At 64.9% G+C, this 21594-nt stretch carries 20 protein-coding genes; 7 read left to right on the forward strand and 13 right to left on the reverse strand.

All coding sequences use genetic code 11. The features are described from left to right. The first annotated feature begins 68 nt into the window (after positions 1-68). Positions 69-1505 carry an NAD-dependent succinate-semialdehyde dehydrogenase gene (locus tag QRQ56_RS01730; RefSeq protein ID WP_438737182.1) on the forward strand — a complete coding sequence of 479 codons (1437 nt, stop codon included), beginning with the start codon at positions 69-71 and terminating at the stop codon, positions 1503-1505. A gap of 140 nt (positions 1506-1645) precedes the next feature. On the opposite strand, the gene QRQ56_RS01735 is transcribed toward QRQ56_RS01730, so the two are convergent. The 3 genes from QRQ56_RS01735 to QRQ56_RS01745 all read right to left on the reverse strand — a co-directional run bounded on the left by QRQ56_RS01735 (position 1646) and on the right by QRQ56_RS01745 (position 4354). Beyond that, positions 1646-3001 (reverse strand): caspase family protein, encoded by a 1356-nt coding sequence (locus tag QRQ56_RS01735; protein ID WP_438737184.1) that lies wholly within the window; start codon positions 2999-3001, stop codon positions 1646-1648. Positions 3002-3110: 109 nt separating this feature from the next. Continuing rightward, complete coding sequence (locus QRQ56_RS01740) at positions 3111-3749, reverse strand: glutathione binding-like protein (protein ID WP_438737186.1); 639 nt, start codon at positions 3747-3749, stop codon at positions 3111-3113. Between the two features lie 11 nt (positions 3750-3760). Further along, positions 3761-4354: a cysteine hydrolase family protein gene (locus tag QRQ56_RS01745; RefSeq protein WP_438737188.1), complete on the reverse strand. Its 594-nt coding sequence runs from the start codon at positions 4352-4354 to the stop codon at positions 3761-3763. Between the two features lie 129 nt (positions 4355-4483). Here QRQ56_RS01745 and QRQ56_RS01750 point away from each other — a divergent pair, with 129 nt between their 5' ends. Next, positions 4484-5323, forward strand: a complete 840-nt coding sequence (locus QRQ56_RS01750; protein ID WP_438737190.1) for a LysR family transcriptional regulator — start codon at positions 4484-4486, stop codon at positions 5321-5323. Positions 5324-5451: 128 nt separating this feature from the next. Then, positions 5452-6201 carry a signal peptidase I gene (lepB, locus tag QRQ56_RS01755; protein WP_438737192.1) on the forward strand — a complete coding sequence of 250 codons (750 nt, stop codon included), beginning with the start codon at positions 5452-5454 and terminating at the stop codon, positions 6199-6201. 195 nt (positions 6202-6396) lie between these two features. On the opposite strand, the gene groL is transcribed toward lepB, so the two are convergent. Together groL and QRQ56_RS01765 are read right to left on the reverse strand one after the other, a co-directional pair. Next, positions 6397-8037 carry a chaperonin GroEL gene (groL, locus tag QRQ56_RS01760; protein ID WP_188095365.1) on the reverse strand — a complete coding sequence of 547 codons (1641 nt, stop codon included), beginning with the start codon at positions 8035-8037 and terminating at the stop codon, positions 6397-6399. Positions 8038-8082: 45 nt separating this feature from the next. Further along, entirely contained in the window at positions 8083-8397 is a 315-nt protein-coding gene (locus QRQ56_RS01765; RefSeq protein ID WP_008139213.1) for a co-chaperone GroES, read from the reverse strand. Positions 8398-8773: 376 nt separating this feature from the next. On the opposite strand from QRQ56_RS01765, the gene QRQ56_RS01770 reads away from it, so the two are divergent. Next, on the forward strand, positions 8774-9061 hold the full coding sequence (locus QRQ56_RS01770; RefSeq protein WP_438737195.1) for an usg protein: 288 nt from the start codon (positions 8774-8776) through the stop codon (positions 9059-9061). 204 nt (positions 9062-9265) lie between these two features. Here the strand turns inward: QRQ56_RS01770 and QRQ56_RS01775 are convergent, their stop codons facing one another. Then, the gene (locus tag QRQ56_RS01775; protein WP_438737197.1) at positions 9266-11395 is read right to left on the reverse strand and encodes an O-linked N-acetylglucosamine transferase family protein; all 2130 of its coding nucleotides are present in this window, start codon (positions 11393-11395) and stop codon (positions 9266-9268) included. A gap of 187 nt (positions 11396-11582) precedes the next feature. Here QRQ56_RS01775 and QRQ56_RS01780 point away from each other — a divergent pair, with 187 nt between their 5' ends. After that, positions 11583-12110: a cupin domain-containing protein gene (locus QRQ56_RS01780; RefSeq protein WP_438737199.1), complete on the forward strand. Its 528-nt coding sequence runs from the start codon at positions 11583-11585 to the stop codon at positions 12108-12110. Positions 12111-12233: 123 nt separating this feature from the next. Here QRQ56_RS01780 and QRQ56_RS01785 read toward each other — a convergent pair whose 3' ends face one another. Then, complete coding sequence (locus tag QRQ56_RS01785; RefSeq protein ID WP_438737201.1) at positions 12234-13502, reverse strand: NupC/NupG family nucleoside CNT transporter; 1269 nt, start codon at positions 13500-13502, stop codon at positions 12234-12236. 154 nt (positions 13503-13656) lie between these two features. On the opposite strand from QRQ56_RS01785, the gene QRQ56_RS01790 reads away from it, so the two are divergent. Then, positions 13657-14895 (forward strand): MFS transporter, encoded by a 1239-nt coding sequence (locus QRQ56_RS01790; RefSeq protein ID WP_438737203.1) that lies wholly within the window; start codon positions 13657-13659, stop codon positions 14893-14895. 216 nt (positions 14896-15111) lie between these two features. On the opposite strand, the gene QRQ56_RS01795 is transcribed toward QRQ56_RS01790, so the two are convergent. The 6 genes from QRQ56_RS01795 to QRQ56_RS01820 all read right to left on the reverse strand — a co-directional run bounded on the left by QRQ56_RS01795 (position 15112) and on the right by QRQ56_RS01820 (position 20561). Beyond that, on the reverse strand, positions 15112-15870 hold the full coding sequence (locus QRQ56_RS01795) for an SDR family oxidoreductase (protein ID WP_438737204.1): 759 nt from the start codon (positions 15868-15870) through the stop codon (positions 15112-15114). 24 nt (positions 15871-15894) lie between these two features. Then, positions 15895-16653 carry a peptidase gene (locus QRQ56_RS01800; protein ID WP_438737206.1) on the reverse strand — a complete coding sequence of 253 codons (759 nt, stop codon included), beginning with the start codon at positions 16651-16653 and terminating at the stop codon, positions 15895-15897. Positions 16654-16765: 112 nt separating this feature from the next. After that, complete coding sequence (locus QRQ56_RS01805) at positions 16766-17173, reverse strand: carboxymuconolactone decarboxylase family protein (protein WP_438737208.1); 408 nt, start codon at positions 17171-17173, stop codon at positions 16766-16768. Positions 17174-17239: 66 nt separating this feature from the next. Further along, on the reverse strand, positions 17240-18088 hold the full coding sequence (locus tag QRQ56_RS01810) for a transglutaminase family protein (RefSeq protein ID WP_438737209.1): 849 nt from the start codon (positions 18086-18088) through the stop codon (positions 17240-17242). Between the two features lie 105 nt (positions 18089-18193). Continuing rightward, positions 18194-19138, reverse strand: coding sequence for an alpha-E domain-containing protein (locus QRQ56_RS01815; RefSeq protein ID WP_438737211.1), 945 nt, complete (start codon positions 19136-19138; stop codon positions 18194-18196). A gap of 4 nt (positions 19139-19142) precedes the next feature. Then, the gene (locus QRQ56_RS01820; protein WP_438737213.1) at positions 19143-20561 is read right to left on the reverse strand and encodes a circularly permuted type 2 ATP-grasp protein; all 1419 of its coding nucleotides are present in this window, start codon (positions 20559-20561) and stop codon (positions 19143-19145) included. A gap of 281 nt (positions 20562-20842) precedes the next feature. On the opposite strand from QRQ56_RS01820, the gene QRQ56_RS01825 reads away from it, so the two are divergent. Beyond that, positions 20843-21580, forward strand: coding sequence for a competence/damage-inducible protein A (locus QRQ56_RS01825; RefSeq protein ID WP_438737215.1), 738 nt, complete (start codon positions 20843-20845; stop codon positions 21578-21580). Positions 21581-21594: the final 14 nt, after the last annotated feature.

Consider the following 21594-nt stretch of genomic DNA (forward strand, 5'->3'; position numbering starts at 1 on the left):
AGCTGCCGGCAGATGGGGTCCCATCGTCCACCCATATCACAACGATAAGCAACAACAGGGAGAGACCGTTGGCTTACACGAACACCCAGCTTTTCATCGGCGGTAAATGGCGTCCGGCCCAGTCGGGCAAGGTCATCGAGGTCGTCAATCCCGCGACCGAAGAGGTGATCGGCACCGTTGCCCATGCCGAGAAGGCCGATCTCGACGAGGCGCTGGCCGCCGCTGCCGCGGGCTTCAAGGTCTGGCGCAACGTCGCGCCGTTCGAGCGCTGCCGCATCATGCGCAAGGCGGCCGCGATCATGCGCGAGCGCAACGACGAGATCGCGCCGCTCCTGACCATGGAGCAGGGCAAGACGCTGGCCGAAGCCAAGATGGAGGCCATGGCTGCCGCCGACGTGATCGAGTGGTTCGCCGAGGAAGCCAAGCGCGCCTATGGCCGGGTGATCCCCGCGCGTGGACCCGGCATCTACCAGCTCGCGATGAAGGACCCCGTCGGCCCGGTTGCCGCCTTCACGCCCTGGAATTTCCCGATCAATCAGGTCGTTCGCAAGCTGTCGGCTGCGCTCGGCGCCGGCTGCTCGATCATCGTCAAGGCCCCGGAAGAAACGCCGGCCTCGCCCGCGCAGCTGATCCGCGCCTTCGCCGATGCCGGCGTGCCCGATGGCGTCATCAACCTGGTCTACGGTGTACCCTCTGAAATCTCCGAATACCTCATTCCGCATCCGGTGATCCGTAAGATCTCCTTCACCGGCTCGACCAATGTCGGCAAGCAGCTCAACGCGCTCGCCGGCCTGCACATGAAGCGCGCCACCATGGAGCTCGGCGGCCATGCGCCGGCGATCGTGTTCAAGGACGCGGACGTCGCTTCGGCGGCGAAGATCCTGGCGGCGGCGAAGTATCGCAACGCCGGTCAGGTCTGCATCTCGCCGACCCGCATGCTGGTGCAGGACGACGTGTTCAAGGAGTTCGTCGAGAAGTTCGTCGACGGCGCCAAGGCGTTCAAGGTCGGCAACGGCCTCGACCCTGATTCCAAGATGGGCTCGCTCGCCAATCCGCGCCGCGTCACGGCGATCGAGGGCATGGTGCAGGACGCCGTCGGCAAGGGGGCCAAGCTCGAGACCGGCGGCAAGCGCGTCGGCAACAAGGGCTACTTCTTCGAGCCGACAGTGGTCAGCGACGTGCCGAAGGACGCGCGCGCCATGAACGAGGAGCCGTTCGGCCCGCTGGCGCTGATCTCGCGCTTCTCGTCGTTCGACGAAGTGGTCGAGGAAGCGAACCGGCTGCCGTTCGGTCTTGCCTCCTACGCCTTCACCAGCTCGACCAAGACCGCAACCGCGATCGGCTCGGCGGTCGAGGCCGGCATGATGTCGATCAACAGCTTTGGTCTGGCTCTGCCCGAAGTGCCGTTCGGCGGCATCAAGGATTCCGGCTATGGCTCGGAAGGCGGCACCGAGGCCATGGAAGCCTATTTCAACATGAAGTTCATCACCCAGACGGGTGTGTAAACGCGCGTTGGGCGCCAGGCTGCGCGGTCACCGCGTGGCCCAGAGCATGATCCGGAAAAGTGCGAAGCGGTTTTCCGAAAAGATCATGCTCAAACAACAACCTAAAGCGCGATGACGATTCATCCCAATCTCATCGCGCTTTAGCGCTTGACGAAAACAACATTGCAGGCGCGCGCCTCGTTGCGCTTGCCGGTACCGCGGGTCGGCTCGAACTGCGCATCGACCGTGAAAGCGTAGGGGGAGCCGGGCGCGAGGTTGTTGAGGGTGTAGGTACTGGCTCCGGTCGTGCCGCGCGCGCTCAAGGTCGTCTTGCCGCCGGCCGGGATCTGGCCGTCGATCTCCAGCCGGTTGACGCCGTCCTTGCCCTGGGCTTCGGCGTGGAACACGCCATTGGCCACCGTGGCGACCAGCGGCCTTGTGAAGCCCTGCGCTTTGCCCGTCGGCGGGCAGTTCAGCGTCACGTCCCAATTCCCGTCGAAATCCTTGCTGCCGGTGGTTCGGGCATTGCCGCTCGGGGCCACCGCCACCTTCTGCTTCAATCCCTCGACGCGCGCCTTGGCGAGGGTGGCGAAGATGCAATTCGGGAAGCGCGCGAGATGGTCCTCGAAGGCCGCCAGCGTGCCGATCCCGTCCGCGGCCTTCCAATGAGCCTCCGCAGCCGAGCAAGGATCGGCCTTCGGCGCGGCTTGCGGCGCGGCGGGCGCGATCGTGACCGACACCGGTCCGTTCAGATAGAATTTTCCGATGATCGATAGCGACAGCTCCGGCAGCTGGGCCTTGCCGCTCGCGTCGTAGACGTCGCTGCTGATGTCGCGGAAGACGTCGCCGATCTCGTGCGGCTCCTCGATGTGCTTCAGGAACGCCGTGGTGTAGGGACTGTTGCGGCCGACGCCGTCGGCGGCAACCTGTCCCGATTGCGTCGAGAACGATACGATCGTGCCGCGCGGCGCCTCGACCTTCGACATGCCCCGTCCGATCGAGGCGGCACGCGTCGCGCCGGCGGAGCGCTTGAGGGTTTCGGCCAGCGGATTGTCGCGGCAGGAATCGAGCACGAGGATGCGCAGATTCTTGGCCTGCTGCAGATCGTTGACGATGTCGTCGACGCGCACGAAGCGCTTGAGATCGGCTTCGTCCGCGAGCACGGCGTCCACGGGCATCAGATAGTTGACGCCGTTGAACTGCATGGCATGGCCGCTGTAGTAGAACATGGCGACGTCGGCGCGGCTTGCGGCGCGTGCGAAGCGGATGGTGAGGTCCTGCATGTCGGCCTGCCGCAGGTCGATACCCTGGATCACCTCGAAGCCGCTGCGCTTCAACGAGGCCGCGACGTCCTCGGCATCATGCGAGGGGTTCGGAAGCTGCGCCGTCGTGGCATAGGCGCCATTGCCGATGACGAGCGCGACCCGCGTCTCGGCAGAGGCTGGACCGAGGCCGAGCCAGCAGGCGAGGAGAACGAGGGAGAATCCGGGCAGGGGAAGGCGTGAAAAAGCGCGCATGAGAGCCGTCCGGGAAATATCGAAAAAATATCTCCCAGCTTAGCGCATGCCGCGCCGCCGGCAATGCCTTCGCGATGGAACCGGAAGGTCCGCCCGCCGTGGCATCCTGTCACGCCGGGCTCGTCGCCACCGCCTTACGCAGCGCCAGCTCGGTCGCGATCGCCTCCCGCACGGCAGGGCGCGCCTGCATGCGCTCGAGATAGGACGACAGGGACGGCCATTGCGCGATGTCGACGCCTGCGGGACGGAGCAGCAGCAGCGCCCAGGTCAGGTGAGCGTCCGCGACGGTAAAGCGGTCGCCGACCAGGAATTCGCGCTCCGCCAGATGCGCCGACGGCACCGACAAGGTCTGCGTGATCCTTGCGCGCGGCTTGGCGAGCGAGCCGTCGTCCTTGTACCAGAAGGTTGGAAACAGGAAGGCCTTGTGGATCTCGGCGCCGATGAAGCTCAGCCATTCCTGCAGCCGATAGCGATCGGGATCACCGTTGTCGGGCGCAAGGCCGGCTTTCGGCTTCACGTCTGCGATGTACTGTAGCACAGCCGCGCTCTCGGTCAGCCGTTCGCCATTCTCCAGCACCAGAACCGGCACCGCGCCCTTCGGCGACAGGTCGCGGAAATCGCTGCCGTCATCCACGATCGTCTTGGTCCAGATACGGGCGAGGTGGTACTTCGCCTCGATCCCGGCCTCCATCAGCGCGATGCGGCTGGAGAGCGAGCAGGCCATCGGGAAGAAATAGAGTTGCAGCATGACTGGCTCCGTCAGGTCAACACATCGCTCTGCGCGATGATCGCGAAGCGGTCCGAGAGCTCGACCAGCGCGACCTCATGAATGGTGCGGGCGTCCAGCGTGCCGCCGCGTCCGTCCGGCAGGTCGCGGGTGGCGCAGGCATCGGCTGCGATCGACGTGCGCAGGCCGAGATCGAGCGCGGCGCGGGCGGTCGAGGACACGCACATGTGCGTCATGAAGCCGGCCAGCACGATGTTCTTGCGGCCGGTGGCGGCCAGCCGGGCTTGCAGGTCGGTGCCGGCGAACGCGTTCGGCAGCGCCTTTTCGATCACGGCTTCGCCTGCGAGCGGTGCCAGGCGCTCGACGATCGCGCCGCGCGCGGCTTCGCGGTCGAACAGGCTGCCGGCGCGACCCTTGTGCGCGATGTGGAAGATCGCAGCACCGCTCTCCCGTGCCCGCGCCAGCAGGCGCGCCGCCGCTTCGATCGCGGGCTGCGCATCGGGCAGCGCCAGCGGGCCGGCGCAATATTCGTTCTGGATGTCGATCAGCACGAGGCAGGCCTCGTTGAGCTTCGGCGGATTGAGATCGGTGCCGGCGAGTTCGAGCAGGGTCTTGGGAGCGGTCATGCGGGTCGGGCCTTCCAGGGGTGTCGGATGACACGACATTAGCGCAGCGGCTGCCTGCCATTGTGCAGGACTATTGCAGCTTACGGCTGCAGATTCGCAGGAGGCGGAATGGCCTGCTAGGTTCGGCCCATGAACTGGGACGATCTGCGCATCATCGCTGCGGTGAGGGACGAGGGCACCTATGCCGGCGCCAGCGCGCGGCTTCGCATCGACGAGACCACCGTCGGCCGCCGCCTGGCGCGCATCCAGCGCGATCTCGGCGTGCCGCTGTTCGATGCCGTGGATGGCATGCGGCGGCCGACCCGACATTGCGAGGCCGTGCTCGAACATGTCGGCGCGATGGCCGCGCACGCCGCCGCGATCGATCGCATCAAGGAGAGCGAGGTGGGCCCCGTGGGGCGCCTGCGTATCGCCTCGACCAACGCGGTTGCCGAAGAATTACTGGCGCCGCGGGCGAGCAGCTTCCTGCGCGATCACCCCGGCCTGACCCTGCAATTCCTCACCTCCAGCGGCAACGTCAAGTTCTCGCGCTGGCAGGCGGACCTTGCCATCCGCCTGCGCAAGCCGGAGAAGGGCGACTTCACCATCTCCAAGCTCGGCGACGTCAGGCTGTATTATTTCGAGCCTGCCGACCGCGCTGGTGGCGAGCCGATCGCCTGCGTCTATCCGGACGAGCTCGACACCATCCCTGAGGCGCAATTCCTCCGCGCGAAGCGGCTGACGAACGTGCGCTGCGTCACCGACAATGTCCGCATCATCAGGACCATGATCCAGTCGCATCAGGCCGTCGGCGTGCTGCCCGAGCACAGCTGTGCCGCGTTGCTCGCCGATCGCGGCCTGCGTGCCACGCTGCTGTCAAAGCGGCGCGACGTCTGGCTGCTCGTGCAGAACCATCTCAAGCGCGACGCGGCGACGCGGGTGACGATCGACTGGGTACGGCACTGCTTCAAGGATTTGTCGCAGGCCTGACCGCCGGCGACGGTGAGGCCTTCGCATTGAACGCAGCCTGCGCGATATGCGACCAAGATCACGGAGCCGGGATTTGCGCGCGCGCCAAGGTTGCGTAATCTCGTATCGGGATCTGACCGGGGCAGAGCATGACCAGTCTTTCGCAAACCATCCAGCCCTCGCGGGCGCAGTCGCGGGAATGGAAGGCGATTCTTCTTTTGATCCTCTTGGTCCCGGTGCTGTGGTCGCCGCTGATCCTGTTTCGCTTCGTCCTGTACCAGCCGTTCAGCATCCCCTCCAGTTCGATGGCGCCGACGCTGATGGTCGGCGACTACGTCCTCGCCGCGAAATATGCCTACGGCTACGGCCGCTATTCCGTGCCCTTCGCGCCGTCCTGGATCTCGGGCCGCATCCTCGCCTCCGATCCGGAATACGGCGACATCGTCGTGTTCCGCACGGCGAAGGACAATTCGGCCGACTACGTCAAGCGCGTGATCGGGCTGCCCGGCGACCACATCCAGATGCGGGAGGGCCGGCTCGTCCTCAACGACCGTCCGGTGACGCATGTGAGGCTCGAAGACGAGCTCGCCGACAACGCCTGCGGCGGGGATGGCGGCGTCAAGGTCCATCGTTGGCGCGAGACGCTTCCGAACGGCGCGTCCTATGTCACCAACGACTGCATCGACAACGGCTTCCTCGACAATACCAACGTCTTCACGGTGCCGCCCGGCCACCTCTTCGCGCTCGGCGACAACCGCGATAATTCCACCGACAGCCGCATGATGTCGGCGTTCGGTTTCGTGCCGATGGACAATCTCATCGGCAAGGTGACGCGGATCTTCTGGTCGCTCGACGAGGACGGCGAGCCGCATATGGAACGGCTGGGGAAGGTGAAGTAGGGGCCAGAGTGACTAGAGTCCGTAGCCCGGATGGAGCGCAAGCGTAATCCGGGACTTTGCCTGCGTCGCAAGAGACGTCCCGGATCGCACTTCGCTCCATCCGGGCTACGGGCCATAGTTCCGCGTGAGCATACCCCCAAACAAAAACCCCGGCATCGCTGCCGGGGTTTCGTAGTTCTTGAGAGGTCGTTGGACTTAGAAGTCCATGCCGCCCATGCCGCCGCCGGGGGGCATCGCCGGGCCGGCGCCGCCCTTCTTGGGCAGCTCGGCGACCATGGCTTCCGTGGTGATCAGCAGGGCCGCAACCGAGGCTGCGTTCTGGATCGCGGTACGGACCACCTTGGTCGGGTCGATGATGCCCTTCTTGACGAGGTCGGCATATTCGCCGGTCTGGGAGTCGAAGCCGTAAGCGTAGGTCTTATTCTCCAGGATCTTGCCGACGATCACCGAGCCGTCTTCACCGGCGTTGATCGCGATCTGGCGAGCGGGAGCCGACAGCGCCTTGCGAACGATCTCGACGCCGGTCTTCTGGTCGTCGTTCTTGGTGCGCAGGCCCTTGAGCTGCTCGGAGGCACGGAGCAGGGCGACGCCGCCGCCCGGGACGATGCCTTCCTCGACAGCCGCGCGGGTCGCATGCATCGCGTCATCAACGCGATCCTTGCGCTCCTTCACCTCGACCTCGGTCGCGCCGCCGACGCGGATCACCGCGACGCCGCCAGCGAGCTTGGCGAGACGCTCCTGGAGCTTCTCACGGTCGTAGTCCGAGGTGGTCTCCTCGATCTGCGCCTTGATCTGGGCCACGCGCGCCTCGATGTCGGCCTTCTTGCCGGCGCCGTTGACGATCGTGGTGTTCTCCTTGTCGATCATCACCTTCTTGGCGCGACCGAGCATGTTGAGCGTGACGTTCTCGAGCTTGATGCCGAGATCTTCCGAGATCGCCTGGCCGCCGGTCAGGATCGCGATGTCCTGCAGCATGGCCTTGCGGCGGTCGCCGAAGCCCGGAGCCTTGACGGCCGCGACCTTGAGGCCACCGCGGAGGCGGTTCACGACCAGGGTCGCGAGCGCTTCACCTTCGACGTCTTCCGCGACGATGACCAGCGGCTTGCCGGTCTGCACCACGGCCTCGAGCAGCGGGAGCAGCTCGTTCAGCGAGGAGAGCTTCTTCTCGTTGATGAGGATGTAGGCGTCGTCCATCTCAACGCGCATCTTGTCGGCGTTGGTGACGAAGTAGGGCGAGATGTAGCCGCGGTCGAACTGCATGCCCTCGACGACGTCGAGCTCGGTCTCGAGCGACTTGGCTTCCTCGACGGTGATGACACCCTCGTTGCCGACCTTCTTCATGGCGTCGGAGAGGAACTTGCCGATCTCCTGGTCGCCGTTCGCCGAGATGGTGCCGACCTGGGCGATCTCGTCGTTCGAGGTGACCTTCTTGGAGTTCTTCTGCAGGTCCGCAACCACGGCCTCGACCGCGAGGTCGATACCGCGCTTGAGGTCCATCGGGTTCATGCCGGCGGCGACCGACTTGGCGCCTTCCTTCACGATCGCCTGGGCGAGCACGGTGGCGGTGGTGGTGCCGTCGCCGGCCGCGTCAGCGGACTTGGAGGCGACTTCGCGCACCATCTGGGCGCCCATGTTCTCGAACTTGTCCTCGAGCTCGATCTCCTTGGCGACGGTGACGCCGTCCTTGGTGATGCGGGGAGCGCCGAACGACTTGTCGAGCACGACGTTGCGGCCCTTCGGACCGAGCGTGACCTTCACCGCGTTGGCGAGAACGTCGACGCCGCGCAGCATCTTGTCGCGCGCTTCAACCGAGAATTTGACTTCTTTGGCTGCCATCTGGATTTTTCCTTGAGATGTGTGACTGGAGGGAGAGAGGGGCTCTTAGGCCGCCTTCTTCTTGGAAGCGGGGACGTCGAGGACGCCCATGATGTCGCTTTCCTTCATGATCAGCAGGTCGACATTGTCGATCTTGACCTCGGTCCCGGACCACTTGCCGAACAGCACGCGGTCGCCGACCTTCAGGTCGATCGGGATCAGCTTGCCGGCTTCGTCGCGGCCACCCGGGCCAACGGCGACGACTTCGCCCTGGGAGGGCTTTTCCTTGGCAGTGTCGGGAATGATGATGCCGCCTGCGGTCTTCTCTTCTGCGTCGATGCGCTTGACCACGACGCGGTCGTGAAGCGGACGGAATTTCATGCAGTCCTCCTAAGCAATTGCACGGGATGGAGTTTTTCAAGTGTTAGCAATCGGCGCCCGCGAGTGCTAGCGCCGGCGAAGCTGAAATAGGACAGGAAATTTGCGGGGGCAAGGGCTTCTAGCAGAAAAATCGGCACTCTTAAGGCCGGGGTGCCAAAATCTCTTTACCATCGTTAACCCATCTTCATGACCGTATTAGCACGGCGTCGTGTCTGCTGCTAAAGCATTGAATTTCAACAGCTTGTTAAACTTTTGGGCTTGAGATGGATTGTCAGTTTGCGTCACATTTCTCGCATGTGAGCGCATCGTTTCGGGGTGGCTCCCCGGGGCACCGATCAAGCCACCCCCTCAATGCGCTCCTGAAAAGGAGGTTGGCATGGGCTTGCGGAGTGGGGGCGTTTCCGAGGACTTCCGGAAACAGATGCTGGGTTACGGGCTGACGACGGCGCAGATCCTTTATCGGATGCCGGATCATCCCTCGCTGCTACAGACCTACGTCTGGCAGAACTACGATATGTTTCCGAAATTCCCCGCGCTGAAGGACTTCCTGGAGTTCTGGCAGGAGAAGCTGGATGGTCCGCTCCATTCCGTCACCGTGGCCCACTCCAAGCTGATCAAGCCGGCCGAGCTGCGCGCCATCGACGGCGTGTTCCGGCTGCATTGAAGCAAGCACCGGTCTCGTAGGGTGGGCAGAGGCGCGCTCTTCGCGCGCCGTGCCCACCATCTGCCCCCGATTGAAAGAGGTCGTGGGCACGCTTCCGCCTTCGCTCTTTGAGCTTCGGCGGACAAGTCGCTTTGCCTACCCTACGCCGTCCTCGTTGAAGTTGCGCCGAGCGAACGCGCTATCGCGTGATCGCCTGAGAGGCAATCAGCCGCCGCTGCTGCAATAGCGCTGCCACATCGCACGATAGGCCTCGTCCACCGCTTGCCCGTATGAGACGGGGTTGCTGGCGGCTGTGGCCCGGATCCTGTCGGGCAGCTCGCGGCGCAGCTTGTCGAGCTTGTCGATCTCTAAGCCTCGGCTTGTTGCGATGTCGATATAGGCTTCGCGGCTTTCGGTGACCCACTCCGGCAGGCCCAGCGCCGTGAGGATGGAGCCGGCGGCACGGCTCGGCAGGCTGGTGCCGAGCTTCGCGACCACCGGCACGCCCATCTGCAGGGCTTCCCATGTGCTGACGCCGCCATTCTGCGGGAACGGGTCGAGGCAGATGTCGACGCGATTGAACGCTGCCAGATGTTCGCTTCGCGAGGTGGCGCCGAGCAGATCGACGCGGTCGGCGTGCAATCCGCACGCCTCGAACCTCGCCAGCAGATTCTCGCGGACCATCGGGTCGTCCAGCGCGACATCCTTGATCAGCAGCCGCGAGCCCGGCACCCGGTCGAGGATCCCGGACCAGACTTCCGCGGCCTCGTCCGAAATCTTGCTGATGCGGTTGAAGACGCCGAAGGTGACGAAGCCGTTTGAGATCGCGGGCGTCGGCGCCCGCGCAATCCCGTCCGGCAGCGGCGCCAGCGTCACGAAGCATGGCAGGTCGACAACGGTCTCCGCAAACAGATGCCGGACGTCGTGAGGAATCGCGACCGGATCCGACATCAGATAATCGATGGTCGGCAGCCCGGTGCCCGTGCCGTGGCCCCAGCCGTGGACCTGGATCGGCGCCGGCTTGCGCGCAAACACGCCGAGGCGGTTGCCGCGGGTATGGCCGGACAGATCGATCAGGATGTCGATGCCGTCGGCGCGGATCTCGTCGGTGAGGCGATCTTCGGTCCATTGCGAGGCATCGCGCCACCGATCGGCGATCTCGCGAAACTCGCCGGTCGTCGCATCCACTTTCGTCGAGCAGGCGTAGCACACGATCTCGAACCGTGTCCGGTCATGATGCTGAAGGACCGGCTTGAAAATCAACGCGGCCGAGTGCGCGTTGAAATCCGACGAGACATAGCCGAGCACCAGGCGGCGATCCGGATCGCGGTCGTTGTCATGCGGTCGCGCCGCGCCCGATGCGATCTTCGCGCCGACACGCTCCCACCAGACCTGTCGCGCCTGCTGATGCCGTTCGACGCTGGCGTCCCCCGCAAAGTCGAGCGTGAATATCTTGTTGGAGATCGCGCTCTGCAGGTCAGGCTGGATATCGAGCGCCCGGTCGAAACTGGCGAGGGCTTCGTCGACCCGGCCAAGTCCGGCAAGGCAAAGGCCCAGCATCATGTGAGCTTGAATGGAACCGGGATCGATCGCGAGGGCCTGCTCGCAATCGTGGGAGGCCTGAGCGATTTGCTGAATCTGCAGCAGGATGCCGGCGCGTGCGAGCCACCCGTTCGCGTCGTCGGGGGCGAGCACGATGGCCCGATTGCTGTCTGCGAGGGCTTCGTCAAATCGCTGAAGCTCTCGCAAGGCGGTGGCGCGGTTTGCGAGCGCTGCCGCATAATTGGGCTGGATCGACAACGCGCGGTTCAGGCTCGTGACGGCCTCGTCATAGCTGCGATGGCGGCAGAGCGCCCAACCCCGGCCGTTATGGGCTTCGGCAAGGTTCGGGTCGAGCGCAAGCGCCTTGTCGTAGCTGCGTAGCGCGTCCTCGTGAAGATCGAGGGCCACGCTCGCATTCCCGAGATTGGAGAGCGTGACGGCATGGTTGGGCCGCAAGGCGAGGGACTTTCGGTAGCTCGCGCAGGCCTCGTTGTGACGACGCAAGCCGTTGAGGGCGACGCCAAGGCTCATGTGAGCATCGGCAGATCGCGGGTCGGCTGCAACCGCCCGGCTCAGCAGGCTCTCGGCCAATTCATAATTCTTGGCATCGGACTCCAGAATGCCGAGCATGTGCAGCGCGATGACCTGGCTTGGCGCGAGCTGCAGGAGCTGGCGATAGGCGGCCTTCGCCTCCGGCAGGAGGCCCATCTTGTGCAGCTGCAGAGCGTGCCCGAGCATTGGCAGCACTTCGGCCTTCTGTCGCTTCTGAAGCCGGGCATTTTGAAATGCACGCTGACCTACGCTGCCGCCCATGAATCAAGTCCCCCAGAATCTCGAGGGCAAGATTAATTCAGCGGGGAAACGAATACGAGACGAGGGCCATTCGCGACGACAGCTTCGGACAAGCTACGACCGCAATTGCTGCCTCGTCCAGGACTGGCTAGTCTGCACCCGGGCCGCACCCGTCCGGCGGGCGCGGCAGAGATCAGGGAGGCAGACAATGGCCAAGCAAAAGGCATCAAGACCCGCCACGAAGACCGCGGTGAAGAAGCGCAGCGGCGTCAAGGCTGCGGCGCGCTCGCCGGCCCGCAAGGCGGTGAAGGCGAAGGCGCCCATCGCGCTTCCGAAAAAGCCCGCCCGGGCGAGGCAGCGCATCGCGATCAGCCATCACCGCGAGGAAGACTTCAAGGCCGACGGCCTGCGCGCCTACGCCAAGTACCGCGACCTCGGCATCGCCGACGCGACCCATGGTCTTGCGCAAGCGCATGTGATCCGCCTGCAGGGCCCTTGCGATCCGGCGGAGGTCTCCAAGCTGCACTTTCACAACGTCGAATTCCAGATGGTCTACGTGCTCAAGGGTTGGGTGAAGACCTATATGGACGGGCAGGGCGAGACCTTGATGAAAGAAGGCAGCGCCTGGACCCAGCCGCCGAAGATCAAGCACATGATCCTGGATTATTCCGACGACGTCGAACTGCTGGAGGTGATCCTGCCGGCGGAGTTCAAGACGGTGGAGCTGAAGGCGTAGGGCGCTGTTAGAAGAGCGCACACATCTCTCCACGTCATTGCGAGCGCAGCGAAGCAATTCAGACTGCTTCCGCAGAGACATTCCTGGATTGCTTCGCTGCGCTCGCAATGACGGCGGAGAGACCTACATCAACACCCCCACCACCGCGCCCATCAAGCACGTCGTCAGCGTCCCCGATACGATCGACTTCAGCCCAAGCGTGTTGATCTCCTCGCGCCGCTCCGGCGCCATTACCCCGAGGCCGCCGATCATGATGCCGAGGCTGGCGAAGTTGGCGAAGCCGCACATCGCGTAGAGCATGATCAGGCGCGAGCGCGGATCGAGTGCACCTTCCGGCAGCTTCGAGAAATCGACATAGGCGATCAATTCGTTGAGCACCGTCTTGGTGCCCATCAGGCTGCCGGCGGTGACGGCCTGGTCCCACGGCAGTCCCATCAGCCAGCACACCGGCGCCATCATCAGGCCGAGCAGCCGCTGCAGCGAGATCGCGGCGCCGCCGATGTTCGGCAGCAGGCCGAGAATGGCGTTGACGAGATGGACCAGCGCCACCAGCACCAGAAGCATCGCGACGATGTTGATCAGCAGCTCGATCCCGGCACGCGTGCCCTTCACGATCGCGTCCATCGTGCCGGAGACCTCCATCTCGGGATCGCCGGCGAACCGGGGATCCTCCAGCGCGCCGCCGGTGCGCTTGTCGGAGGTCTCGGGCACCATGATCAGGCTGACGAGGATCGCGGCCGGTGCGCCCAGCACGGATGCGATCACGAAATGCGCGGCTGCATCGGGGATGAGGGGCGCAAGGAGCGTCGCATAGAGCACCAGCACCGTGCCGGCGATTCCCGCCATGCCGCCGGTCATCACCAGGAATAATTCGCTGCGAGTCATCTGTGTCAGATAGGGTCGCACGAACAGCGGCGCCTCGACCATGCCGAGGAAGATGTTGGCGGCGGTCGACAGGCCCACCGCGCCGCCGACGCCGAGCGTCCGCTCCAGCAGCCAGGCCATGCCGCGGACAACAGGCGGAAGCACGCGCCAGTAGAACAACAGCGTCGTCAGCACGCTCATCACAAGCACGATCGGCAGCGCCTGGAACGCCAGGATGAAATCGGCGCCAGGCACCCTGAGGTCGAAGGGCAGGGTGCCGCCGCCGACATAGCCGAACACGAAGGCGCTTCCGGCGCGCGAGGCCGCCGAGATCGCACCGACCGCGTCGTTGATGGCGCCGAAGGCGTGCGCGACGACCGGCAGCTTCACGAGCACGATCGCGGTGACCAGGGTGACGAGAAGGCCGACCGCCGCCTGTCGCAACGACACGGCGCGCCGATTCTCCGCCAGCGCGAAGGCGATCAACAGCAATGCGAAAATGCCGAGTGCCGATTGCAAGCGCAGCATGATGTCCCCAAACCCTCAATGATTATGGCCGCGTCCACGCTGCAAAGGCAATGCCGGAAGGCCGCCGGCGCCACCCGGAGTTGACAAGAAGGTCCCCGTCAGTCACGCGAGGCTCGTCCAAGGGAGCGAAGTGCCAGGGGTGACCCAAGAGGCGATGCCAGAGCAGCCGATAGCCGTAAATCCGCCGGTGACTGCCGGCGAGCTTCTCACCCATCGCGCCTTCCTGCTCTTCGTGCTCTCGCGCAGCCTGTCGCGCTTCTCCAGCCAGATCGCGGCGGTCGCGATCGGCTGGCAGATCTACGATCTCACAGGCTCGGCCTTCGACCTCGGCATGGTCGGCCTCATCCAGTTTCTGCCCACCGCGCTGCTCGTGTTCGTCGCCGGTCACGCTGCCGACCGCTTCGAGCGCAAGCGCGTGGTTCAGCTCTGCCAGCTCGTGGAAGCGGCGACCGCGCTCTATCTCGCCGTCATCACCTATGTCGGCGCGGTCAGCGAAGTGCAGATCTTCATCGCGACCTTCGTGCTCGGCATCGCCGGTGCGTTCGAGAGCCCGACCACGGCGGCGCTGCTGCCGCTGATCGCGCCGCAGGGATCGCTCCAGCGCGCGACCGCGGTGGCGAGCGGGGCGGGACAGGTCGCGACTATCGCCGGTCCCGCGCTCGGCGGCTTCGCCTACGCGATCGCACCGCATCTGCCCTATTCCGTGATGCTGCTGTTCTGGATTTTCGGGATGATCCTGACCGGCTTCATTCGGCCGCGCCCGCAGGCGGTTGCTGCGGAGGGGACCGACGCGGACAACATCTTTGCCGGCGTTCGCTTCATCCGCAGCAATCCGGCCATCCTCGGCACCATCTCGCTCGACCTGTTCGCTGTGCTGTTCGGCGGCGTCACGGCGCTGCTGCCGATCTACGCCCGCGACATTCTGCAGACCGGTCCCGTGGGGCTCGGCGTGCTGCGCGCGGCTCCCGCGGTCGGCGCGCTGCTGATGACGATGGTGCTGGCGCGCCACGCCATCTCGCGCCATGTGGGCCTGCGGATGTTCCAGGCGGTGATCGTGTTCGGTGTCGCGACGATCGTGTTTGCACTGTCGCAGTGGATGTGGCTGTCGGTGCTCTCGCTCGCGATCCTCGGTGCGGCCGACACGATCAGCGTCGTGATCCGCTTCTCGCTGGTGCAGCTCTCGACCCCCGACGAGATGCGCGGCCGCGTCGGCGCGGTGAACTTCCTGTTCATCAACGCCTCCAACCAGCTCGGACAGTTCGAGAGCGGTGTGGCGGCGGCCCTGTTCGGCACAATGCCCGCCGCCGTGCTCGGCGGCGTCGCGACCGTTGCAGTGGCGGTGCTCTGGATGAAGCTGTTCCCGAGCCTGCGCAAAGTGGAGAGCCTGGAGTAGGGGGCGGTCTCGTGTCCCGGACAAGCCGCAACGCATTAGCGTTGCGGCGCAGAGCCGGGACCCAGAAGGCCAAGAACGCGAGTAGGGGCGGCGTGGGCCCCGGCTCAGCAGCGCGTCATTTCATGCCGCGCTGCGTCCGGGGCACGGACGTGGACAGAGCACAGGGAAATCAATGACATCCCTACTGTGCATGGGGTTGTTTTCGCAATTTTGGTTCTAGCCCCGTCCGACGAACGGCATCTTCGTCGCCATCACCGTCATGGTCAGTACGTTGGCATCGAGCGGCAGGCCGGCCATGTAGGAGACGGCATCGCCGACCGCCTTCGCGTCCATGCGCGGCTCCTGCTTCGACGTGCCGTCCGGCTGCAGCACACCGGGGCCGTTGACCATGCGATCGGTCATCGGGGTGGCGGCATTGCCGATGTCGACCTGGCCGACCGCGATGTCGTAGGCGCGGCCGTCGAGATTTGAGGCCTTGGTCAGGCCGGTGATGGCGTGCTTGGTCGAGGTGTAGGGCGCCGACAGCGGCCGCGGCGCATGCGCCGAGATCGAGCCGTTGTTGATGATGCGGCCACCGCGCGGGCTCTGGTCCTTCATGATGCGGAAGGCGTGCTGGGTGCACAGGAACGGGCCGGTGAGATTGGTGTTCACTACCGCCTGCCACTGCTCGAGGCTGAGGTCCTCGAAGGGGATGGCGGGCGCGCCCATGCCGGCATTGTTGAAGAGCACGTCGAGGCGGCCATAGGTCGCCTTCACCTTGTCGAACAATGCGGCGATGGAATCCGGCTTGGTCATGTCGGCGGTGACGCAGAGGCTCTTTCCGGCGGGACCGAGCTTTGCGGTCTCCTCGAGCATCTCCATGCGGCGCCCGACCAGCACCACGGTGAAGCCGGTATTCATCAACGCCAGCGACGCGGCGCGCCCGACGCCGGTGCCGGCGCCCGTCACCACTGCGATCTTCTTTGCTTCGCTCATTGTTTCCTGCCTTTTCTCATGCTGTCAGGTTTTGGGTTCTTTTTCGTTCTTGTAGGGCGGCCGCGGAATGTTCTGATGGGCCGCGCGCAGCGCCGCCGACCAGCGCGAGCGCAGATCGTGGAAATAGGGCTCGCCCGCCTCGATGCGGTGGTTGAGGTCGGCCTCGCAGGCGTCGGCGCGCACCACCAGCACGTCGATCGGCAGGCCGACGCCGAGGTTCGAGCGCATGGTCGAATCCATCGAGATCAGGCCGGTCTTCAGCGCTTCATAGAGCTCGACGTCGTAATGCATGGCGCGGTCGAGCACCGGCTTGCCGTATTTGTGCTCGCCGATCTGCAAATAGGGCGTGTCGGTGGTGCACTCGATGAAATTGCCGGCGGTGTAGACCATGAACAGGCGCATGCGCGCGCCCTTGATCTGGCCGCCGAACAGGAAGGAGACGTCGAACGAGACGTCCTCGGATCTCAGCGCCGGACCTTCGGTGGCGTGCACCGCGCGGATGGCCCGGCCGATGCGCTGGGCCGCCTGGAACATGGTCGGCGCATTCATCAGCGTCTCGACCTCGCCCGTGTTGGGGTCTTCCAGGCCTTCGGTCAGCGTGGAGAGCACCGACTGGCTGATGGCGAGGTTGCCGGCGCTGGCGATCGCCATGATGCGATCGCCGGGCTTGGAGAAGATGTGCAGCTTGCGGAAGGTCGAGACATTGTCGAGGCCCGCATTGGTGCGGGTGTCGGCGATCATCACCAGACCGTCCCGAACCAGGATTCCGCAACAATAGGTCATTTCCAGTCCCCGAACGCGTTTGCGCGGAATTACTAGCCAATTTCGCCGGCCGCTCCAACCCCCATTCCGGCCGTCGTTCCGGGCTCGCGCTGCGCGCGCCCCGGAATGACAGTCAGTCCGCCGCATCGACCAGAAACGCCTCATCAACGGGGACACCGAGCGCGGTGACCAGCCGGTTGGTCTCCGCGGCCATGCCGACGATGGCGAGCAATTCGCCATATTCGGCCTCGGTCATGCCCTTGGTCCGTGCGGCTGCGGTGTGCGAATGGATGCAATAGCTGCAGCCATGCGCGATCGACACCGCGACGTAGAGCATCTCCTTGACCTTGGGATCGAGCGCGCCCGGAGCCATCACCTCCTTGATGCTCTCCCAGGTTCGCCGCAGCGTCTTCGGATCATGCGCCAGCGCGCGCCAGAAATTGTTGACGAAGTCGGACTTCCGCACCTTGCGGATATCGTCGAAGACGGCGCGCGCCTCGTTGGAGAGTTCATCGTCCGAAAGCAGTTTGACAGTCGCCATGGGTACCTCGCGGGAACAGGTCTGGTCCCGCGAGTGTAGCACGGCGCGCGCGCCGGGCGGCTGCGCCTAGCTCTGCCGCTGCGACTGCGATTGCGACTGCCCGCCGCGGCCGGCCTGGTCGACCTTCACGGCCACCGTCAGCGTTTCCGCGCCGCCGCCATAGCGGGTGCCGCGCACCGGGGCTGCGCCGAGATAGTCGAGCCCGATCGCGACGCGGACATGGGCGTCGGTGGCGCAGATGCTGTTGGCGGGATCGAAGCCGACCCAGCCGAGATCGGGCACGAAGGCTTCCGCCCAGGCGTGCCCGGCGTCCTGATGCAGCATGCCGTCTGCGCGCAGGAAATGGCCGGAGACGAAGCGTGCGGGCACGCCGCCGGCGCGGGCGCAGGCGATGAAGATGTGCGCGTAGTCCTGGCAGACGCCGCGCTTGAGCGCGAATGCCTCCGCAGCCGAGGTGCCGCTGTTGGTCGGATCCTCGTCGAAGGTCATGTGATCCGCAATCTCGGCCATCAGCGTGTGCAGGAAACCGAGCGTGTCGCTCTCGGCCTCGCTGCGCAACTGGCGCGCAACCGCCGCCATGGCCGGATTGACGGAGGTGAGGTCGGTGACGCGCAGGAACATGCCGGCCGGAAAGCGCTCGTCGGTGCCGCGCAGCACGCCGCCGGTGTCGTGGGTCTCGATCAGCCCTTCGGCGGTGATCTGGATGTCGCCGACCGGCCCGCAGGACAGCACATGGGTGACGTTGCCGAACGCGTCCTCGTGCATGTCGAGCTTGGTGTCGGTGGAGACGTCGATCTGCCATTCCGCCACATATTGCCCGTCATGGCTGCCGGGTGTCATGCGCAGGATCTGGATCACGCTCGTGGCCGGCGGCTCGTAGCGATAGGTCGTGGTGTGCAGGATTCGCAGGCGCATGGTGGACCGTTGTTCTCGCGCCGTCATTCCGGGGCGATGCGCCAGCATCGAACCCGGAATCTCGAGATTCCGGGTTCGCCCTTCGGGCGCCCCGGAATGACGGCATCAGATCAAATACTGCTTCGTGATGATTTCGCCCAGCCTGGAATTGTCCGTGATGAATTCCTGAATGAATTCATGCACGCCATGCTGGAAGATGTCGTTCATGTTGCTGTGTTCCAGCCGGTTGCGGATGCCGCGGGCGTGGCGCTGGGCCGGGCCCTGGCGGCCATAGGCGACGCCGATCTGGTCGAGATTGCGCACGAGATTGTCGTAGCAGCTCGCCAGCGAGCGCGGCAGCGTGCCGTTGAGGATGAGCAGGTCCGCGACCAGCCAGGGTTTGAGCGTCTCGCGATAGACCCAGTGATAGGCCGTCAGCGCCGAGACCGAACGCAGGATCGAGCTCCACTGATAGAAGTCGAGCGGGCCGCCGACATGTTCCTCTTCCGGCAGCAGCACGTGATACTTCACGTCGAGAATGCGTGCGGTGTTGTCGGCGCGCTCCAGATGCAGGCCGAGGCGCGAGAACCAGTAGGCGTCGTTGCGCAGCATGGTCCGGTAGGCCGAGCCGTCGAAGCGCAGCGAGGTCTCCTGCACGAAGCGCAGGAATTTCGCCAGATCCTCGCGGGTCGACGTGCCCTTGCTCCAGACCTCCTGCAACTCGATCCAGGCCGAGTTGATGGTGTCCCACATCTCGCTGGTCAGCGCGGTGCGCACCGAGCGCGAGTTCAGCCGCGCCGCCTCGATGCAGTTCCTGATCGAGGACGGATTGTCCACGGAGAAGGAGAGGAAGTGGACGACGTTGTGCTCGTTGGCTTCTTCATATTGCTGGTAGAAGCTGCCGGCGACGCCGGCGGTGAGCAGCGCCGAGTCCCATTCATTGGTCTTGCCGATATAGGCGGCGGGAAGCGCGGTGACGCGCAGCGTCGCATCGATGGTGCGCGCGAGATATTCGGCCCGTTCGACGTAGCGGGCGAGCCAGTAGAGGTTTTCGGCGGTACGCGACAGCATCGAGCTACTCGTCCAGGATCCAGGTGTCTTTGGTGCCGCCGCCCTGGCTGGAATTCACGACCAGGGAGCCCTCCTTCAACGCGACACGTGTCAGGCCGCCCGGCACGATGGTGGTGCGCTTGCTGCCGGTGAGCACGAAGGGCCTGAGATCGACATGGCGCGGGGCGAGGCCCGATGCCGTGCAGGTTGGGCAGGTCGAAAGCGCCAGCGTCGGCTGCGCGATGAAACCTTCCGGCTCTCGCTTGAGCTTCTCGCGGAACGCCTCGATCGTGGCTTTCGTCGCGGCCGGACCGATCAGCATGCCGTAGCCGCCGGAGCCGTGCACTTCCTTGACGACCAGCTCGCTCAAATTATCCAGCACGTAGGCGAGATCCTTCGGCTCGCGGCAGCGCCAGGTCTGCACGTTCTTCAGGATCGGCTCCTCGCCGAGATAGAATTTCACGATGTCAGGCATGTAGGAGTAGATCGCCTTGTCGTCGGCAATCCCGGTGCCGACGGCGTTGGCGAGCGTGATGTTGCCGGCCGCATAGGCCGACATCAGGCCGGGCACGCCGAGCACCGAGTCGGGGCGGAAGGTGAGGGGATCGAGGAAGTCGTCATCGACGCGGCGGTAGATCACGTCGACCCGCTTCAGCCCTTCCGTCGTCCGCATGAACACTTCGTTGTTCTTGACGATGAGATCGCGGCCCTCGACCAGCTCGATGCCCAGCTTGTCGGCGAGGAAGGAGTGCTCGTAATAGGCCGAGTTGTAGACGCCGGGGGTGAGCAGGGCGACGGTCGGCTCGCCCGAGGCGCTGAGCGGCGCGACCGAGCGGAGCGCCGAGAGCAGCTCGTCCGGATAGCGCTCGACCGGCGCCACCCTGTGGCGGGCGAACAGATCCGGAAACAGCCGCATCATGATCTCGCGGTTTTCCAGCATGTAGGACACGCCGGACGGCGTCCGCGCATTGTCCTCGAGCACGATGAAGTCGTTGGCATCGACCCGCACGATGTCGATGCCGGCGATGTGCACGTAGACGTCGTGCGGCACCTGCTGGCCGTTCATCTCGGGCCGGAACACCGGGTTCTGGAAGATCAGATCGTCGGGCACGATCTCGGCGCGGAGGATGTCGCGGCCGTGATAGATGTCGCGCAGGAACATGTTCAGCGCCTTGACGCGCTGCTTCAGTCCCTTTTCCAGCAGCGACCATTCCTTGCCGGACATGATCCGGGGGATCACGTCGAAGGGGATCAGCCGCTCCGTGGACTCCGAATCGCCGTAGACCGCGAACGTAATGCCGATCCGGCGGAACAGCAGCTCGGCCTCCTGGCGCCGATATTCGAGCGCCTCGGGAGGGGTCTCCTTGAGCCAGCGCGCCAGCTCCTGGTAGGCGGGGCGAAGGTCCCCGCCGGGAATATTCATTTCATCAAACGCGACTGCCATAGATCCCGACTTGTCTCCCCAGGCGTTGCGCCATCGGTCAGGTCGTTTCGGCCCCGCTGGAGACCGCAACGTCCTGTGGCCATGCCGTGAGAGTGCATGACTTCTGTAGGCGGTAGCAAGGGCCGGGCCAGCGCGATAAGCATGGACTGGCAGCGTTTGCCGGGGATGGCCGGCGGCCTGCCTGAAAAAATGGCTGAGGACTGCTTATTTCGGCAGCAAAACCGCGTGACTTCAACGCGTTACCCCGGCAAAGTCGGCGCCACAGGTGAGGGACTTAAGGCATGAGCGAGATCGTCACGGCGGGCATTCTGGTCATTGGGGACGAAATCCTGTCCGGCCGGACCAAGGACAAGAATATCGGCTTCATCGCCGAATACCTGACCAATATCGGCATCGACCTGAAGGAAGTCCGGGTCGTCTCCGACGACGAGCCCGACATCATCGCGGCTTTGGATGCACTGCGGCATCGCTACACCTATGTCTTCACGACGGGCGGGATCGGGCCGACCCATGACGACATCACCGCAGACAGCGTCGCCAAGGCGTTCGGCGTCGGCATCGACCATCACCCCGAGGTGGTCGCCCGCTTCCGCGAGCGCTGGAGCGAGCAGGACCTCAACGAGGCCCGCCTGCGCATGGCCCGCATCCCCGACGGCGCCGAGCTGATCCAGAGCGCGACCATCCTCGCCCCCGGCTTCAAGATCGGCAATGTCATCGTCATGGCGGGCGTGCCCTCGATCATGCAGGCGATGATGGACATCGTCGCGCCCAAGCTGAAATCCGGCGTGCGCATGCTTTCGGACACGGTCCGCGCCAATGCGCGCGAGGGCGACATCGGCAGCCCCTTGCGGGCGATCGCCGCCGCCCATCCCGACACCATCATCGGCAGCTATCCCTTCATGGACGAGGAGCAGAAGCCGAACACCAATCTGGTGGTGCGCTCGCGCGATCCGGAGAAGCTGGCGGCTGCGATGGCGGCCGTGAAGGAGATGCTGGCGGGGTTGAATATCACCCGCTAAAGCTCCCGGCGCGC

Origin of the sequence: Bradyrhizobium sp. U531 (genome assembly GCF_051710265.1) — a bacterium.
Lineage (GTDB): Bacteria > Pseudomonadota > Alphaproteobacteria > Rhizobiales > Xanthobacteraceae > Bradyrhizobium.